Below are 17303 nucleotides of genomic sequence, written 5' to 3'. Positions count from 1 at the left end.
AGGAGTCCGGCGTCCGGCAGGTTTTGGCGATCGCTTGTACCATCGCCAGCCGGGGCCGCAGCAGGCCCTGCCTACTTTCCCACCTTCTGGAGCCTTCACCGCATGAACACCGTCCGCTTGGGTCAGAGTGACCTGCTTGTCACCCCCATTTGCCTGGGCACCATGACCTTCGGCGAGCAGGTCAATGAGGCCGACTCGCATGCCATCCTGAGCCAGTCGCTTGCGCGCGGCGTGAACTTCATCGACACGGCCGAGATGTACGCTGTGCCCGCTAAGGCCGAGACCTTTGGTGCCACCGAAACCATCATCGGCAACTGGTTTGCCAAGAACCCTGGCGCGCGCCAGAAGCTGGTGGTGGCGACCAAGGTGGCCGGCCCATCGCGCGGCATGCCCTGGGTGCGCGAGGGCAAGGGCATGACCCCGGCCGACATCGTGGCGTCGTGCGAGGCCAGCCTGCGTCGCCTGCAGACCGATGTGATCGACCTCTACCAGATCCACTGGCCCGAGCGCCATGTGCCAGCGTTCGGCAACCTGTATTACGACCCTTCCAAGGAAACCTCGCAAACCCCCATCCGCGAGCAGCTGGAAGCGCTGGCCGGCCTGGTGAAGGCCGGCAAGGTGCGCTATATCGGTTTGTCGAACGAAACTCCCTACGGCGTGCACGAGTTTGTGCGCCTGGCCGAGCAGCACGGCCTGCCGCGTGTGGCCACGGTGCAGAACCCGTACTGCCTGATCAACCGCACCTGGGAAAACGGACTGGATGAAACCTGCCACCGCCTGGATGTGTCGCTGCTGGCCTATTCGCCGCTGGGTTTTGGTTTGTTGACGGGCAAGTACGACGAAAGCGGCATTACTGGCCCCAATGCCCCGCAGGGTGCGCGCATTGCATCGTATGAATCCGTGCGCAAACAACGCTGGGGCCGCCCCGAGGCGTTGGAGGCATCGCGCCGCTACAACGCACTGGCGCGTGCCAACGGCATGACACCCACGCAGATGGCCCTGGCGTTCTGCTACACCAAGTGGCAAGTGGCCAGCACCATCATCGGCGTGACGTCGGTGGCGCAGCTGGAGGAAGACCTGAATGCCTGGGGCACCACGCTGTCGCCCGAGGTGCTGAAGGCCATCGATGCGATCCGCTGGGAGCTGCGCGACCCTGCGTTGTGACCGGGGGCAGGGCGTGGCCCTGCGAATCGGCAAGATCAAACCAAGGGGCCGTGCAGGCCCCTTTGTTTTTCTGCGAGTTTGTGCGCGCTGCTGTCAGGCAGTTGCCTCCTGCCGGGTGGTGCGCCCTTCAACCCACGGCGTCCCTTGGGGCTCACCCAGGTCCCAAAACAGCCCGGCCATCACCGCCAGACCTTCTCGTGCCACGGGCGCCAGCAAATGTTCGTTGGGTGCATGCTGGGCGCAGGCGGGGTACGAGTGCGGCACCCACAGCGTGGGCAGACCGAGCTGGTCGGCAAAGATGTCGTTGGGCAGCGAGCCTGCCAGGTTGGGCAGCAGCGTTGCGGGCTGGCCTGCGCTGGCCTGCAGCGAGGCCATCGTCCAGTCCACCCAGGGGTTGTGCAGATCGAGCCGCGTGGCGCCGCAGTGCATGCCCATGGTGATCTCGACCTGGCTGAAGCCATGCGCATCCAGGTGTTCGCGCAGCGTGGCCTGCACGTTCTGCCAATCGGTGCCCACCACAAAGCGCAGCTGGCAGTGCGCTACGGCCTGCGCGGGGATGGCGTTGATGGGCCGCTGCGCGTTGCCCGCGCCCAGCGCCAGCACCTCCAGCGTGTTCCAGCCCACCAGCTGCTCTGCGGGGGTGAGGCCGGGCTCGCCCCAACCGGGGGTGAGGGCGGGGTCATCGGCGCCGGTGCCAATCACCACATCTTTGAGGGCAGTGCGCAGCTTGTCGGGCACCGCAGGCGGCAGCAGGCCTTTGACGAGGATGCGGCCCTTGGCGTCCACCAGTGTGGCCAGTGCGTGGGTGAGCACGGTGGCCGGGTTGGCCAGCACGCCGCCCCAGTTGCCCGAGTGGTAGGCCTTGTCGCGGCTGCGCACCGCGAGTGAGAAGTTGATGGCTCCGCGTGAACCCAGGAAGAGGGTGGGGTGGCCCGCGTTCACGCGGGGGCCGTCGCTGGCCAGAAAAAGGTCGGCTCTCAGCGCGTCGCTGTGCTGCTCGCAGAAGGCGGCCAGGCCGGGTGAACCCGCCTCTTCGCCCATCTCCATGAGCAGCGTCACGTTGTAGCCCAGGCGGCCGCCCCGGGCCTCGATGGTGTGGGCCAGTGCGGCCAGGCTCACGGTGTGTTGGCCTTTGTTGTCGGCCGTGCCTCGGCCATACCAGCGCTCGCCTTCGATGGTGAGCTCCCAGGGCGAGAGGCCCTCGCGCCATTGCGCGTCCTGTCCGTTGACCACGTCGCCGTGGCCGTAGGTGAGCACGGTGGGGAGCGCAGGGTCTTCCACGCGGCGGGCCACCAAGAAGGGGCCGCCTTGTGGCGACGGGTTGTCGAGCACCTCGCATTCAAAACCCAGGGGCGCGAGCCAGGGCACCATTTCGTCGGTGAGGTAGGTGTGCAGTTCTGGCGGCACCTTGCCAGTGTCGCTTTCGGTGCGCCAGGCCACGCGGCGGCGCAGGTCGGTGGCAAAGCGGCCATCGTCAAAGTAGCGCTGGACGTCTTGAATGAGTTGTTGGCGGTTCATCGTGCAGGTCCTTGTTGGGTGTTCGTCAGTCCACCACGATCTTGGCGCGATGGGCCAGCGCGCGGTAGCGGCCAATCTCGTCATCGATCATGGCGCGCGTGGCCACGGGGCCCAGATGCACGGGTTCCATGCCCTGGGTGCGCATCTGTTCCTGCAGACCACTGTCGCGGGTGACGGCTTCCACCTCGGTCACCAGCTTTCGGATGACAGACTGTGGCGTCTTGGCGGGGGCGGCGATGGCATACCAGGCGTCGAACACGGCGTCTGGCAGTTTGAGTTCCTCCACGGTGGGCACCCCCGGCAGCATGCTGGAGCGCGACTTGCCCGCAATGGCCAGGGCGCGCAGCTTGCCGGCCTTCACTTGCGGCGCCGCAGCGGCCACGGTGTCGATACCTAGCTGGATTTCGCCGCCCATGAGGGCGATCAGCGACTGGCTGCTGCCCCGGTAGGGCACGTCCTGCAGCTGGATGCCCGCGGCCTGCTCCAGCAGTGCGCCCGCCAGGTGCGGGCCAGAGCCGGAGCCGAAGGTGGCGTAGTGGATGCTCTTGGGCTTTGCCTTGGCTGCGGCGATCAGTGCGTTCAGGTCCTTGTACGGCGCGCTGGCGCTGACGACCAGCACCAGGGGTGCCCGGGCCACGGTGGCCACGGGCACGAGGTCCTTGGCAGGGTCGTAGGGCAGCTTGCTGCGCAAGGCAGGGTTGACCGTGTAGCTGGTGGAGCCCGAAACCAGCAGCGTGTAGCCGTCGGGGTCGGCACGCACCACGGCTTCGGTGCCGATGATGGTGGAGGCACCCGGCTTGTTGTCGATCACCACTGGCGTGCCCAGGCGGCTGGCCAGCTTCTGTGCCAGCGCGCGTGCCACCACGTCGGTGCCGCCGCCGGGCGGGAAGGGCACCACCATGCGCACGGGGCGCTGGGGCCAGGCGTCGGCAGGGGCTGCTGCCTGGGCGCAGGCCAGGCTGGCATGGCCGGCAAGAACTGCCAGGGTGGCAGACAGGAAAGAGGCTCGAACAAGGCGTTTCATGCGGACTCCGGTGGTAGGGCCCCGGCAGCGGGCGGCGTGGGAGCAATGACCACGTGGCGCCCGCGCAAGGGCATGGGTGAATTGGAGCCTCAAGCCATGCAAGATGGATGCTGGTTTACCATTGCTTGGAATAGAGATTTGGCAACTGACCATTGCCTTTTTGTGATTTAAACAACCATGGCCATTTCACTGCTCAGTCTGCCATTGCGCTACTTTCTGGAGGTCGCGCGCACCGGCTCCGTCAACCAGGCCGCGCAGCGCCTGCACGTGGCCGCTTCGGCCGTGAGCCGGCAGCTAGGCAAGCTGGAAGACAGCCTGGGTGTGGTGCTGTTCGAGCGCCAGGCGCGCGGCATGAACCTGACCGAGGCGGGTACCCGCCTGCTGGCTCACGCCAGTGCACACGATGCGCAGGCGCTGGAGCTGGTCGAGCAATTGCAGGATCTGTCGGCCCAAGGTGCCCTGCGGGTGCGGCTGGCCTGCACCGAAGGGTTTGCGGCAGCCTTCATGCCGCTGGTCATGGCGGGGTTTCGGCAGGCGCACCCGCAGGTGCAGCTGCAGTTGCAGGTGGCCGTGCCGCAGGAGGTGTCGGCCCTGGTGCTGCGCGGCGAGGCCGATCTGGCGCTGAAGTACAGCACGGCGCCCGAAAAGGGCCTGCAGGTGCTGCACTCGGCCATCGCACCCATTTATGCCGTCATGCCCGCACAGCACCCGCTGGCGCGCCAGCGCAGTGTGAGCGTGGCTGACGTGGTGCACTACCCGTTGCTGCTGGGGGCCGCCAACACCACGGGGCGGCAGCTGTTTGACCTGAGCTGTGCGGTGCAGGGCCTGCGCTATGTGCCCGCTGTGGAGAGCAATTTTTCGTCGGCCTTGTTGCCGCTGCTGAGCGGGCAGGACGTGGTGCTGGCCAGCTACCTCACGGCGGCGCGATGGGTGGAGGCGGGCCTGCTGGCTGCCCGGCCGTTTGACGAAACCCAGCTGCAGCAACGGCGCCTGCAGGTGCTGGCAGCCGAGGGCCGTAGCCAGTCCGCCCTGGTGCAGCAGTTCACGCAAGCGCTGGTGATCGCCATCGAAGAATACGGCAAGCGCAAGGTCGGGCGCCGCCGCAAGGCCACCCCAGCGCCTGCCTCGGTGTTCTGACACATTGCCGCAGATTCCAGTACGCTCACATTTGGATACGGATACCATCGGTGCCCTATCCGCACCACACCATGGCCAAGAAAGAACACGTTTCCGAGACCCAAGCCACCCAGCTGCTCAAGGCGAACAAGGTGGCGTTCACCGAACACCCGTATGAGTACCTGGAGCACGGCGGCGCGATGCACAGCGCCGAGGTGCTGGGTCTGGACCCGTTCACTGTGGTCAAGACCCTCGTCATGCAGGACCAGGACGCCAAGCCGCTCCTGGTGCTGATGCATGGCAACCGCAAGGTCTCCACCAAGAACCTCGCACGCCAGATCGGCGCCAAGTCGGTCGAGCCCTGTGCACCCGAGGTCGCCAACCGGCACAGTGGCTACCTGGTGGGGGGGACGTCTCCGTTTGGCACGCGGCGCACCATGCCGGTTTACATCGAAGAAACCATCCTCGCGTTGCCCCGCATTGCCATCAACGGCGGGCGCCGGGGCTTTCTGGTGCAGCTGGACCCGCAGGTGTGTGTGCAGTTGCTGGGCGCCAAACCGGTGCAGTGCGCGCTGGCAGAATAGGCCGCCGCGCGATACAGCCCGTCAGAAGGCTGATCATTTGATTTCCAAGGAGTTGCTTTGACCGCCGTCTATCCCGTTCTTGCCACCGTGGCCGCCTACCTGCTGGGCTCGCTGTCGTTTGCCGTCATCGTGACGCGTGTCATGGGCCTGAGCGATCCGCGCACCTATGGCAGCAAGAACCCCGGAGCCACCAATGTGCTGCGCTCGGGCAGCAAGGCGGCGGCCATCGTGACCCTGCTGCTCGATGCGATGAAGGGCTGGCTGCCCGTGGCGCTGGTGATGTGGTTTGGCCACCCCTATGGGCTCGAAGACGGCACCGTGGCGCTGGTGGGGCTGGCCGCTTTCCTGGGGCACCTGTGGCCGGTGTTCTTCCGGTTTGAGGGCGGCAAGGGCGTGGCGACGGCACTGGGCGTGCTGGTGGGCATCAGCGGTTGGCTGGGGCTGGCCACGGCGGCCACCTGGCTCATCATTGCGTTCTTCTTCCGCTACTCGTCGCTCGCCTCGCTGGTGGCCGCCGCGTTTGCTCCGGTGTACTACCTGCTGGTGGATGGCGTGGTCTGGTATGCCGAAGGCACGATTGCCGCCTCGATCGTGGTGATGGCGCTGCTGCTGGCCTGGCGGCACCGCGAGAACATCCAGCGCCTGATTGCCGGCACGGAATCACGCCTGGGCAGCAAGAAGGCGAAACCTGCCGAGGGCGAAGAGAGCGCCAAGGCAAAGCCCATAGCAAAAGCCAAGGCCAAACACTGATGTAGCCACGCGCCCGGTTGGGCGCGTGCCCTGTGTCAGAGCGCGCCGGGCGCAGTCACCAGCCCGCGTAACCCTGCGCTGTGCTGGGCGGCGTACAGCCCCAGCCGCACCATGGTGCGGTGGTTGAGTTCCAGGCTCACTGCGGACCGGGCCAGGGCAGACTGGATGCGGGGCTTGCCGCTCGCGGTCTGGTACAGGCTGGGCTGGCTGCGGTGGTTGCCGGTGCTGTCCAGCAGGCTGGCCACCAACGGGTGGTTGGCCTTGTCGCTGCGGCGCAGCACGATGGCGGTTTCGCCGTTGTCCAGTTTCACAAACGTACCTGGGGGGCACAGGCCGATGGAGCGCACCAGGGTGTAGCTGACCTCGTCGCGCTGGTCCACTTCTTGTCCCACGATGGCACGCACCGAATCGGTGGCACTGCGCCCGGCGCGGGATTTGCGTGGGCTGATCATGGCGGCATAGCGGTCAATGGTGCCGAGGATGCGGGTGAGCCGGTCTATCGGCTCCTGGTTTGCCAAAGGCACGCGTTCGGCAATGCTGGCATGGTGTTGCCCCACCACGTCCAGCCAGAGCGGATCGTTGATGAACAGGCGTTCCAGCAGCAGCATGCTGTCTTCGGGGTGGCTCTTGATGGCCTCCTGCTGCTCCGCCGTGGGGCGCTCGCGCTGCACGGCCAGTTCGTCCTGCAGGGTCGTCATGCCAATGTTCATGGTGAGTGCCGCCCGCACCAGGCTGTCGCGCTCACGCTGCGGCAGCTTGAGCTCCAGCGCCATGATGTGGCACAGCGTGCCGCACACCAGCGCGTGCGATGCGCTGTAGCCCACGGTGGATGTGGAGGCGTGCTGGAACATCAGGTACAGCGCCGCGTCGATGTCGTGCGCCACCAGGTCTTGCAGCCAGGCATCAAACTGCCGCACCTTGCCCGGAAAGTCCTGCACTTGCAGCGGCCGGCTCAGCAGCACCGACAGGGCCGACTCCAGGTCGGACCAGAGGCTGAGCAGGTCTTCGTACTCCCCTTCGGAGTGCGCGTGGGTGGAGGAGGGGTGTGCGGACATTGCGGGTGTACAGGCGTCAGTGGCGCTTTTCGAGCACCATCTGGTCGTTGGTGCGGGTCATCTGGAACTCGTTCAGGAAGCTGTTGCCCAGCAGCACATAGGGCATGGGCTGCGAGGTGATGATGGCCTCTACCCCAAAGACCTCGACGTCACCGATGCGGATGGAGTCGAGCTTCATGCGCCAGCCCTGGGCGATGCCATTGGCCGTGTTCACGCGCACCGGCTGGCCGCTTTGGTAGTTGAGGCCCATACGCTCTGCATCCGGCCGCCCGATGGCGACGGTGGAGGCCCCGGTGTCTACCATGTACTGCATCACCTGCCCGTTGATGGTGCCGCTGTTCACAAAATGGCCTCTGCCATCTGCCACCAGCAAAATGCGTTTGCCGCTGCCACTGCGTCCGCCCACACTCACGGGCGCCTCGCCCAGTCGCAGCGTGCGCCGTGCACCCTGGATCTCCACGGTGGCTTCGTCCTTGGCGACGGCGATGACTTTCACCCCCTGGAACTCATCCCCCGCGCCCACCGCCTTGGGCGGGTTGGCATTCACCACGATCAGCGCCTTGCTGCCCAGTACACCCGCCAGCGCCACAGCCTGCGCATGCGCCCAGGTGGGGCCCAGCAGCAACCCGATGCACAGGGCGAGGAGGCGCTGATACCGGCGCAGCCCTGGTGAGAGCCGCCACGCAAGGACCGCCCCGCCGCGCTGGCGGCGTCCCCCTGCCTGCAGCGCTCCGCGCTGCGAGAGCGGGGGGAGGGCCCGCAGGACCTCAGCGGGGTGTCGCTTCATATCAGTCGCGGAAGTTGTCGAACGACAGCGGCACGTCCGTCACATCCTTGCGGATCAAGGCCATGGCGGCCTGCAGGTCGTCGCGCTTGGCTCCAGTCACGCGCACCTTGTCTTCCTGAATAGCGCCTTGCACCTTGAGCTTGCTTTCCTTGAGCAGCTTCTGGATCTTCTTGGCCAGCTCGCTCTCGATGCCGTTGCGCACCTTGATGACCTGCTTGACCTTGTCACCGCCCATTTTCTGCACATCGCCCATGTCCAGAAAACGCACATCCACGCTGCGTTTGGTGAGCTTGTTGCGCAGAACATCTTCAATCTGGGTGAGCTGGAAATCAGCATCGCCGATCAGCGTGATGTCCTTGTCCTTGATCTCGATGCTGGCAGAGGTGCCCTTGAAGTCGAAACGGGTGGCGATTTCCTTGGCGGTGTTCTCGACGGCGTTTTTCACTTCAACCAGATTGGCTTCGCAGACGGTGTCAAAAGATGGCATGGTGGGTCTCTATCTCGGGGAAAACAGGTGCAGATATGGGGGCGGATCGCGGGGAGCCAAAAGGCCGGGTGCGACAATCGGGCCAATGGTAGTCGAGAAAAACGCCCCTTTACAGCCCTGCAACACCTTCGGCATTGCCGCACGCGCCCAAACCCTGGTGCGAGTGCATTCGGTGGACGACCTGCGGGCTGTGCTGGCAGACCCCCAGCTCGCGCCGGTACCGAAATTTGTGCTGGGCGGCGGCAGCAACATCATCCTGACCGGTGACGTGAAGTCCGTCGTGCTCAAGATGGAAATCAAGGGCCTGCGCCTGGTGGATGAAACGCCCAAGGCCTGGATCGTGGAGGCGGGTGCTGGCGAGGTCTGGCACGACGCCGTGGCCTGGACGCTAGCGCACGGCTATCCCGGATTGGAGAACCTGGCCCTGATCCCGGGCACGGTGGGGGCATCGCCCGTCCAGAACATTGGCGCGTATGGCGTGGAGCTGCAGGACCGTTTTGAGTCGCTCGACGCCATCGACCTGGCTACGGGCCAGTCGTTCAGCCTGGATGCTGCGCAATGCGGTTTTGGCTACCGTGATTCCGTTTTCAAGCATGCACCTTCCGAAGCGCAGGATGGCAGCGGGCTGCCGCGCGGCATGGGTCTGGCAGGCCGGGCGGTGATCACCCATGTGCGCTTTCGACTGCCCAAGCCCTGGAAGCCGGTACTGGGCTACCTGGACCTGGAGCGCCGCCGCGCCGAGGCGGGGGTGGAACACCCCAGTGCCCAGCAAATTTTTGACTGGGTCTGCGACATTCGCCGCGCGAAACTACCCGACCCTGCCGTGGTGGGCAACGCGGGCAGCTTCTTCAAGAACCCCACCGTGTCGCCCGACCAGTGCGCCGACATCATCGCCCGCGAGCCCAAGATCGTGCACTACCCCATGCCCGACGGCAGCATCAAGCTGGCGGCGGGCTGGCTGATCGATGCCTGCGGCTGGAAAGGCAAATCCATCGGCAAGGCCGGGGTGTACGAGAAGCAGGCCCTCGTGCTGGTCAACCGGGGGCAGGGCGCTGACAGCGTGACAGGGGGCGAGGTCATGACCCTGGCCAAGGCCATCCAGACGAGTGTGTACGAGCGCTTTGGCATCCGGCTGGAGCCCGAGCCGGTGGTGGTGTAGCGCGAAGTCTGAGGCGACCGCTGCGCCTCGAAAGAGCCGGTGTCGCGCCTGGTACGAGACCCCAATGAAAAAGCCACCCCAAGGGTGGCTTTTGCTCATCTATTGATAGCTGGAGAGGCAAATTGCACTAGCGCTACCAGCCATTTTTGCTCCCAATGAGCCGCCAAGCAGCTTCCGGTGGCAACCCGGGAGGCTTGGGGCCCATGGGGCGAGTGCTGCCTTACTTGCGGTCGTTGTCCAGCTGCGCCAGGGCTGCATTGCCTCCCAGCGACAGCAGGCCCGCCCGCGAGTACACACCCAGCTTGCCGCGCGTGTCCGAGATGTCCAGGTTGCGCATGGTCAGCTGGCCAATGCGGTCCAGCGGGCTGAACGGCGCGTCTTCCACCTTCTCCATCGACAGGCGCTCGGGTGCGTAGGTCAGGTTGGGCGACTCGGTGTTCAGCAGCGAATAGTCGTTGCCACGGCGCAGTTCCAGTGTCACGGTGCCGGTCACGGCGCGGGCCACCCAGCGCTGGGCGGTTTCGCGCAGCATGATGGCCTGGGGGTCGAACCAGCGGCCCTGGTACAGCAGGCGGCCCAGCTTCAGGCCATTCATGCGGTACTGCTCGATGGTGTCTTCGTTGTGGATGCCGGTCACCAGGCGCTCGTAGGCGATGTGCAGCAGCGCGAGGCCGGGGGCTTCGTAGATGCCGCGGCTCTTGGCTTCGATGATGCGGTTTTCGATCTGGTCGCTCATGCCCAGGCCGTGGCGGCCACCGATGCGGTTGGCTTCAAGGATCAGCTCGACGGGGTCGTTGAACTCCTTGCCGTTCAGCGCCACGGGCTGGCCTTCGTTGAAGGTCACGGACACTTCCTCGGCCTTCACTTCGACCTCGGGCTTCCAGAACGCCACACCCATGATGGGGTTGACGATGCGGATGCCGCTGGACAGGAACTCCAGGTCCTTGGCCTCGTGTGTGGCGCCCAGCATGTTGCTGTCCGTGCTGTAGGCCTTCTCGGCGCTCATCTTGTAGCCAAAGCCGGCCTGGGTCATGAACGCCGACATTTCGGCGCGGCCGCCCAGCTCGTCGATGAACAGTTGGTCCAGCCACGGCTTGTAGATCTTGAGCGAGGGGTTGGTCAGCAGGCCGTAGCGGTAGAAGCGCTCGATGTCGTTGCCCTTGAAGGTCGATCCGTCGCCCCAGATGTTGACGTCGTCCTCCTTCATCGCGGCCACCAGCATGGTGCCGGTCACGGCGCGACCCAGGGGGGTGGTGTTGAAGTAGGTCAGGCCGCCGGTGCTGATGTGGAAGGCGCCAGCCTGCAGGGCGGCAATGCCTTCGTGGGCCAGTTGCGTGCGGCAGTCCACCAGGCGGGCCTTCTCGGCGCCGTATTCCATGGCCTTGCGGGGGATGGCGTCGTAGTCGGGCTCGTCGGGCTGACCCAGGTTGGCGGTGTAGGCGTAGGGCACGGCGCCCTTGAGCTTCATCCAGTGCAGTGCGGCGCTGGTGTCCAGGCCGCCGGAGAAGGCGATGCCGACCTTTTGGCCGAGGGGGAGGTTCTGGAGGATGGTTGCCATGGAATCTTCTTCAAAAATGATAGCTGCCAGCGCATTGTGGACTAGCGCTAGAGGCCAAAATCAATCAAATTTCAGCCCGAACATCTCAGCCGAAATGGCAGATGTAGTGGTAGGCCTCGGTTACGCGGATGTCGAACTTGGAATTGCCGGGCACGCTGAACTTCTCGCCTGCGGACGATTTCACCCATGCATCGGTACCGGCCAGCTTGTATTCGCACGAGCCCGCCACGCATTCCATGATTTCAGGGGCGCCGGTGTTGAACGTGAGCGTTGCGGGCAGCACCACGCCCACCGACTTCTTCGTGCCGTCCGGGAAGGTGATGCCGTGGCTCACGCACTTGCCGTCAAAGTACACATTGGCCTGGGTGGTGACGGACACGCCGTCGATTTTTTCGGTGGTCATGGATGCGCGGGTAGGAATGGAGGAAACCCGCGATTTTAGGGCAGGGTGCTGACGCATTGGGCTGTGCGAACCAACGAAACCCATGCCCGCCGCCGCTTGCACCAAGAAAAAGAGCCCCGAAGGGCTCTTTGTTCACTGGCTTGTGCGGCTATGCCGCCAGCCTTCAACGCCAGTAAGGGTTGCGGTGGTGCGGGTAGTAGGGGCGGCCGCTGTCGTAGCCGTATTCAATCACCGTCACCGGGGGCGTCACATAGGTGGGGGGCGCCTGGTACACCGGCTGCACGGGGTAGGTGGAGGTCACCACACCCGGTTGGCTGTAAACACCCTGGGCCGCATACGGGTCGGGTTGTGTGGAATAGGTCTGGCCAGCGGGCTGCACGTTCACCGGGATCCAGCGGCCTGGGTCGTTCTGGGTGCGGGTGGTGTACTGGCGGCCTGCGTATTCATACACCACGTTGTAGCCTACGGTACGGTTTTCGTAGTACGTCTCGGTGGAGCAACGCTGCACGTTCTGGTACTGCGGCTGGCCGTTGCCCTCGATCTGGTTGCCTACTACGGCGCCACCCAGCACCCCGATGGCGGTGGCTGCTGCGCGACCGCTGCCCTTGCCGATGGTATTGCCCACAGCGCCCCCGGCAATCGCGCCAATCACAGCGCCGGCGCCCGTCGTGCGGTTGCCGTTGTAGACGGTCTCGTTGCCACACACCTGCTGCGGAACGCCGACCTGCTGAATGATGGGCGTGGCAGACAGCACACGGCCTTGTTCCTGAGCGCTGGCCACGACGGCGACGGCTGCCAGGGCAGAAAAAATGACGATCTTTTTCATGGAGAAACTCCTTTCGGGTCGGTACATAACGCACCAGACTGCGGAAAAGTTTAGGCCCGCAAGGTCAATTCGGGGCCCGGACGCCGTAAATCTGCGTAAAGATTTGTGCGATTTTCCCGCGTTCCCCGTCCCAAGTCAGCCCTTGGATGCGCCATTCGGCCCGCCAGGCCACTGCTCCGGCACAAATCCGACGGTCACTTGCAGGCCATGGGCGTCCTGCCACTGCACCACGGGGCGCTTGATCACACTGGGTTGTTGCTGCATCAGCGCACTGGCGCTCGCGTCGTCCTGCACCGATGCCTGTGTGGCTGAGTCCAGCTTGCGCCAGGTGGTCCCTTGACGATTGACCAGCTTCTGCCAGCCCACGGCCTTCAGCCAGCCAGGGAGCAGCTCGGTGGGAACGCCTTGCTTTTTGAAGTCATGAAACTGGACTTCCAGCCCTTGTTCTGCAAACCAGGCGCGGGATTTTTTGACGGTATCGCAGTTGGGGATGCCGTAGACGGTGATGGCGGTATTCATGCCGCGCATCATCCTCGAAATCGCGGGGGTGAATGCTGGCTCGGCGACAATCCCCGGCTGTATGCAAACCAAACCCCACACCCTGGAAGGCTGGCTGCGCCATTGCGAGCAGCTGCACCCCCGCAACATTGATATGGGCCTGGATCGGGTCGCCGAAGTCGCCCGCCGCATGGCGCTGCGGTTCGAGTGCCCGGTGATCACGGTGGCGGGCACCAACGGAAAAGGATCGACCTGCGCCATGCTCGAAGCGGTGGCGCTGCAGGCGGGTTATCGCACCGGCGTGTACACCTCACCGCATTTGGTGCACTTTGAGGAGCGCTGCCGTGTGCATGGCGAAATCGTGTCGGCGGCGGACCTGGTACCCCATTTCGAGGCGGTGGAGAGCGCCAGAACTCAGAACGGCAACGAGGTGTCTCTCACGTACTTTGAGTTCACCACCCTGGCCATCCTGCGCTTGATGAGCCATGCGTTGCTGGATGTGGCAATTCTCGAAGTCGGCCTCGGAGGACGTCTGGATGCCACGAACGCGATCGACACCGACTGCGCCATCATCACCAGCATCGATATCGACCACACAGAATTTCTGGGCCCGGACCGCGAGAGCATTGGCCGCGAAAAGGCGGGCATCATGCGCACGGGGCGCCCAGCCATCGTGAGCGACCCCATGGCCCCGCAGAGCGTGGTGGATCACGCGCGGGAGATCGGCGCCGATTTGTGGAGTTTCGGGCGCGATTTCAATTTCTCGGGCGACAAGCAGCAGTGGAGCTGGGCTGGCCGGGGGCGGCGCTATGCCGGGCTGGCCTACCCGTCGTTGCGGGGGGCTAACCAGCTGGTGAACGCCTCGGGCGTGCTGGCGGCTTTCGAGGCATTGCGCGATCGGCTGCCGGTGACCGCCCAGGCCGTGCGCAACGGCATGGCCATGGTGGAGTTGCCGGGACGTTTTCAGATTGTGCCGGGGCAACCGACCCTGGTGCTGGATGTGGCGCACAACCCGCACTCCGTGGCGGCGCTCACGGCCAACCTGGATGCGATGGGGTTCTTCCCCGTCACCCACGCGGTGTTTGGCGCCATGGCGGACAAGGACCTGGCGCCCATGCTGGCCAAGGTCGGACCTCTGGTGGACCGTTGGTATTTCACCGATCTGCCCACTCCGCGCGCTGAGTCGGCCGCCGTGTTGCAGCAGAAGTGGAATGCCGTGCATATGGTGACGGGCGGTCGCCGGGACGTTGCATCCAGCTTGCATGCCGACCCACTGCAGGCCCTGCAGGCGGCGGTGGCCGCCGCAGACCCCGCTGATAGAATCGTGGTCTTTGGCTCGTTCTACACGGTGGGTGGGGTGTTGATGAATGGAACACCCCGCTTGCACGCCAAACATATGGGCGCCTGAGCGCCTCACGAGTCCTTAGTCCATGGCATTTTTCAAGTTCCGGTGGCCCGGTCAGGGTGAGCAGCAACAGGCCGAAAAGCCGTCCAAGCGCCCGCGCACACCACAGGCTGAGAGCATCGAAGTGATGCGCCGCCGCGCCCGGCACCGTTTGATTGGCGCCGCAGTGCTGGTACTGGTGGGGGTCATCGGGTTTCCGTTGCTGTTTGATACCCAGCCACGGCCTATCCCTGTGGACATTCCCATAGAGATCCCAGACCGCAACAAGGTGGCTCCCTTGGTGGTGCCTGCGCCAGTGGCCGAAGCTACCGCCGCCAAGCCTGTTGCGCCCTCCACCCCAGAGCCAGCCCCGACGGCTGCTGCGCAGCGGCCTGCGCCCTCGCGCAATGCCGCAGCCAATGGCTTGGCGGATGGTGAAGAACTGGTGCCTAGCGCTCGTACTGCAGCGGCCAAACCTGCGCCAGCCCCAGCGGTTGCCCCCCCAAAGCCCGAGGTGAAACACGAGGCCAAGCCGCCCGCTGCTCCCGCACCTTCTCCCGTCCCTGAACCCAAGCCTGCACGTGCTGACGATTCGGCACGTGCCCGCGCCCTGTTGGAAGGCCGCAGCACCGAGGCGCCAGCCGCCGCCGGTGCCGAGGAGGCGCGCTTCATTGTGCAGGTGGGGGCCTTTGCAGATGCCGAAAAGGCCCGCGAAGCACGCACCAAGGTGGAACGGGCGGGTCTCAAGACCTATATGCAGGTGGTGGACACCAAGGACGGAAAGCGCACCCGGGTGCGTGTGGGTCCGTTCACCAACCGGGCAGAGGCAGACAAGGCGGCGGCGCGCATCAAGTCGCTGGACCTGTCGGCGTCGGTGCTGACCCTGTAAACATTGATCAGGCTGCCGCTTGTCCATGGCTGCGTTGGATTGGGTGTTTGTGGCCGTGTTGCTGGCCTCCATGCTGATAGGTGCGTGGCGCGGACTGGTGTTTGAAGTGCTGTCGGTGTTGGGTTGGGTGGCGTCTTTTTTTGTGGCGCAATGGTTTGCGGCCGATGCAGCGGCCTTGTTGCCCATGGGTGGGTCGGGCGAGTCGCTGCGGTATGCAGCCGGTTTTGTCGTGGTGTTTGTGGCTTCGGTTTTTGCCTGTGGTTTTCTGGCATGGCTGGCCAAGAAGCTGGTGGAAGCTGTAGGGCTGCGCCCGGCGGACCGCACCCTCGGTGCCGTCTTTGGTGTGTTGCGCGGCCTCGTTTTGTTGCTTGCTGTGGCCGTGGTGGCTGGCATCACCCCCGTGCACGAGGCACAGTGGTGGCAGGAGTCGCGGGGCGCGCCGGTCTTGGCCGAAGTGCTCAAGGGGTTGAAACCGGCGCTGCCGGACGAATTTGGAAGGCATATGCCTTCGTGAGATCGAAGCGGCAGCGGCCAGAAGCTGCTGCCGTTGGATGACCGCGGGGCTGTTCCCGCAAACGGATGGAATACAACTATGTGTGGAATCGTCGGCGTCGTCAGTCCTGCGCCCGTCAATCAGCTGATCTATGACGCTTTGCTGCTTTTGCAGCATCGTGGCCAGGATGCTGCTGGCATCGTGACCCAGCAGGGCCGCAAATTCTTCATGCACAAGGCCAAGGGCATGGTGCGCGACGTTTTTCGCACGCGCAACATGCGCGCTCTGCCGGGCAATGTGGGGCTGGGTCAGGTGCGTTACCCCACCGCCGGCAACGCCTACAGCGAAGAAGAGGCGCAACCGTTTTACGTCAATGCCCCGTTCGGCATCGTGTTGGTGCACAACGGTAATCTGACGAACGCCCGCGAACTGCGCACCGAGCTGTTCCAGACGGACCACCGCCACACCAACACGGAAAGTGATTCGGAAGTCCTTCTGAACGTGTTTGCGCACGAACTCGAACGCGCCACGCGGGGCGTGCCTCTGCAGCCCGAGGACGTTTTCACTGCCGTGCGTGCGGTGCACAAGCGCATCAAGGGTTCCTATGCTGTGATCGCGCTGATCGCAGGCCACGGCCTGCTGGCCTTCCGCGACCCGCACGGCATCCGCCCGCTGGCCATGGGCCGCAGCCACGACGGCACCGTGATGGTAGGCAGTGAGTCGGTGGCGCTGGAGGGCACTTCCCACGTGTTCGAACGCAACATCAATCCGGGCGAAGCGATTTTCATCACGCTGGACGGACAGGTTCACGCCAGCCAGTGCGCAGAGAACCCGCAGCTCAACCCTTGCATCTTCGAGTTTGTGTACCTTGCGCGGCCCGATTCGGTGCTTGACGGCATCTCGGTCTACCAGGCCCGTCTGAACCTGGGTGAAGCCTTGGCCAAGCGTGTGGTGTCCACCGTGCCGCCCAACGAGATCGATGTGATCATCCCCATCCCCGAGTCCAGCCGCCCCAGCGCTACCCAGCTGGCACATCTGCTCGGCGTCCCGTACCGGGAAGGCTTCGTCAAGAACCGTTACGTGGGTCGCACCTTCATCATGCCCGGGCAGGGCGTGCGCAAAAAGTCGGTGCGCCAGAAGCTCAATGTGATTGGCAGCGAATTCAAAGGCCGCAACGTGTTGCTGGTGGACGACTCCATCGTGCGTGGCACGACCAGCCGCGAGATCGTGCAGATGGCGCGTGACGCGGGTGCCCGCAAGGTGTACCTCGCCAGCGCGGCGCCGCCCGTGCGCTACCCCAACGTGTATGGCATCGACATGCCCACCAGCAGCGAACTGGTGGCCCATGGCCGCACGGTCGAAGAGATTCGCCAGGCCATCGGCTGCGACGCTCTCATCTATCAGGATGTAGATGGCATGAAGAGGGCTGTGGGTGCGCTCAACAGTGCCATTGTCGGGTTCGATGCGTCGTGTTTTGACGGCGTGTACGTGACGGGTGACATCACTGCGGAAGGGATTGCCAGCCTGAATGAGGGGCGTGTAGGTGCAGAGGAGGGCGAGGAAGATACCTCGCGCCTTGCTTTGCCCAATGCGCAGGAAGCGTAGCCA

At 64.7% G+C, this 17303-nt stretch carries 18 protein-coding genes; 9 read left to right on the top strand and 9 right to left on the bottom strand.

Annotation, left to right across the window (positions count from 1 at the left end):
- Nucleotides 1-102 precede the first annotated feature (102 nt).
- Entirely contained in the window at nt 103-1164 is a 1062-nt protein-coding gene (locus ASC83_RS14340; RefSeq protein WP_056063766.1) for an aldo/keto reductase, read from the top strand.
- Nucleotides 1165-1257: 93 nt separating this feature from the next.
- Here ASC83_RS14340 and ASC83_RS14335 read toward each other — a convergent pair whose 3' ends face one another.
- Nucleotides 1258-2682: a M20 family metallopeptidase gene (locus tag ASC83_RS14335; protein ID WP_056063763.1), complete on the bottom strand. Its 1425-nt coding sequence runs from the start codon at nt 2680-2682 to the stop codon at nt 1258-1260.
- 25 nt (nt 2683-2707) lie between these two features.
- Nucleotides 2708-3706 carry a tripartite tricarboxylate transporter substrate binding protein gene (locus ASC83_RS14330; RefSeq protein ID WP_056063760.1) on the bottom strand — a complete coding sequence of 333 codons (999 nt, stop codon included), beginning with the start codon at nt 3704-3706 and terminating at the stop codon, nt 2708-2710.
- A gap of 177 nt (nt 3707-3883) precedes the next feature.
- Between ASC83_RS14330 and ASC83_RS14325 the strand changes: the two genes are divergently transcribed.
- From ASC83_RS14325 to plsY, 3 genes are all read left to right on the top strand, one after another.
- Nucleotides 3884-4843 carry a LysR family transcriptional regulator gene (locus ASC83_RS14325; RefSeq protein WP_056063757.1) on the top strand — a complete coding sequence of 320 codons (960 nt, stop codon included), beginning with the start codon at nt 3884-3886 and terminating at the stop codon, nt 4841-4843.
- 71 nt (nt 4844-4914) lie between these two features.
- The gene (locus ASC83_RS14320) at nt 4915-5406 is read left to right on the top strand and encodes an aminoacyl-tRNA deacylase (RefSeq protein WP_056063754.1); all 492 of its coding nucleotides are present in this window, start codon (nt 4915-4917) and stop codon (nt 5404-5406) included.
- Between the two features lie 57 nt (nt 5407-5463).
- Nucleotides 5464-6156, top strand: coding sequence for a glycerol-3-phosphate 1-O-acyltransferase PlsY (gene plsY, locus ASC83_RS14315; protein WP_056063751.1), 693 nt, complete (start codon nt 5464-5466; stop codon nt 6154-6156).
- 35 nt (nt 6157-6191) lie between these two features.
- On the opposite strand, the gene ASC83_RS14310 is transcribed toward plsY, so the two are convergent.
- Genes ASC83_RS14310 through ASC83_RS14300 form a run of 3 tightly spaced genes read right to left on the bottom strand, consistent with a single transcriptional unit; the run spans nt 6192 to nt 8485 of the window.
- On the bottom strand, nt 6192-7211 hold the full coding sequence (locus tag ASC83_RS14310; protein WP_056063748.1) for an HD-GYP domain-containing protein: 1020 nt from the start codon (nt 7209-7211) through the stop codon (nt 6192-6194).
- A gap of 16 nt (nt 7212-7227) precedes the next feature.
- Nucleotides 7228-7998, bottom strand: coding sequence for a TIGR02281 family clan AA aspartic protease (locus ASC83_RS14305; RefSeq protein ID WP_235509381.1), 771 nt, complete (start codon nt 7996-7998; stop codon nt 7228-7230).
- A 1-nt stretch (nt 7999) separates the two neighbouring features.
- Nucleotides 8000-8485, bottom strand: coding sequence for a YajQ family cyclic di-GMP-binding protein (locus tag ASC83_RS14300; RefSeq protein WP_056063745.1), 486 nt, complete (start codon nt 8483-8485; stop codon nt 8000-8002).
- 85 nt (nt 8486-8570) lie between these two features.
- Here ASC83_RS14300 and murB point away from each other — a divergent pair, with 85 nt between their 5' ends.
- Nucleotides 8571-9644, top strand: coding sequence for a UDP-N-acetylmuramate dehydrogenase (gene murB / locus ASC83_RS14295; RefSeq protein WP_056063742.1), 1074 nt, complete (start codon nt 8571-8573; stop codon nt 9642-9644).
- A 220-nt stretch (nt 9645-9864) separates the two neighbouring features.
- Here murB and argG read toward each other — a convergent pair whose 3' ends face one another.
- From argG to ASC83_RS14275, 4 genes are all read right to left on the bottom strand, one after another.
- On the bottom strand, nt 9865-11202 hold the full coding sequence (argG, locus tag ASC83_RS14290) for an argininosuccinate synthase (RefSeq protein ID WP_056063739.1): 1338 nt from the start codon (nt 11200-11202) through the stop codon (nt 9865-9867).
- 85 nt (nt 11203-11287) lie between these two features.
- Complete coding sequence (locus tag ASC83_RS14285; RefSeq protein ID WP_015014470.1) at nt 11288-11605, bottom strand: pyrimidine/purine nucleoside phosphorylase; 318 nt, start codon at nt 11603-11605, stop codon at nt 11288-11290.
- Nucleotides 11606-11768: 163 nt separating this feature from the next.
- Nucleotides 11769-12431, bottom strand: coding sequence for a glycine zipper 2TM domain-containing protein (locus tag ASC83_RS14280; protein WP_056063736.1), 663 nt, complete (start codon nt 12429-12431; stop codon nt 11769-11771).
- A gap of 135 nt (nt 12432-12566) precedes the next feature.
- Nucleotides 12567-12950 (bottom strand): arsenate reductase, encoded by a 384-nt coding sequence (locus tag ASC83_RS14275; protein WP_056063732.1) that lies wholly within the window; start codon nt 12948-12950, stop codon nt 12567-12569.
- Between the two features lie 61 nt (nt 12951-13011).
- Between ASC83_RS14275 and folC the strand changes: the two genes are divergently transcribed.
- The 4 genes from folC (at nt 13012) to purF (ending at nt 17300) form a co-directional block, all read left to right on the top strand.
- Complete coding sequence (gene folC, locus ASC83_RS14270) at nt 13012-14337, top strand: bifunctional tetrahydrofolate synthase/dihydrofolate synthase (protein ID WP_056065076.1); 1326 nt, start codon at nt 13012-13014, stop codon at nt 14335-14337.
- Between the two features lie 22 nt (nt 14338-14359).
- Nucleotides 14360-15202 (top strand): SPOR domain-containing protein, encoded by an 843-nt coding sequence (locus tag ASC83_RS14265; RefSeq protein WP_056063729.1) that lies wholly within the window; start codon nt 14360-14362, stop codon nt 15200-15202.
- A gap of 25 nt (nt 15203-15227) precedes the next feature.
- Entirely contained in the window at nt 15228-15716 is a 489-nt protein-coding gene (locus ASC83_RS14260) for a CvpA family protein (RefSeq protein ID WP_056063726.1), read from the top strand.
- 78 nt (nt 15717-15794) lie between these two features.
- Nucleotides 15795-17300 carry an amidophosphoribosyltransferase gene (purF, locus tag ASC83_RS14255; protein WP_056063723.1) on the top strand — a complete coding sequence of 502 codons (1506 nt, stop codon included), beginning with the start codon at nt 15795-15797 and terminating at the stop codon, nt 17298-17300.
- Nucleotides 17301-17303 lie beyond the last annotated feature (3 nt).

Source organism: Acidovorax sp. Root402 (assembly GCF_001425125.1).
In the GTDB taxonomy this organism is placed as follows: Bacteria; Pseudomonadota; Gammaproteobacteria; order Burkholderiales; family Burkholderiaceae_C; genus Acidovorax; species Acidovorax delafieldii.
The sequence above is the reverse complement of the archived record's forward strand: the minus strand, read 5'-3'. Positions and strand labels throughout refer to the sequence as shown.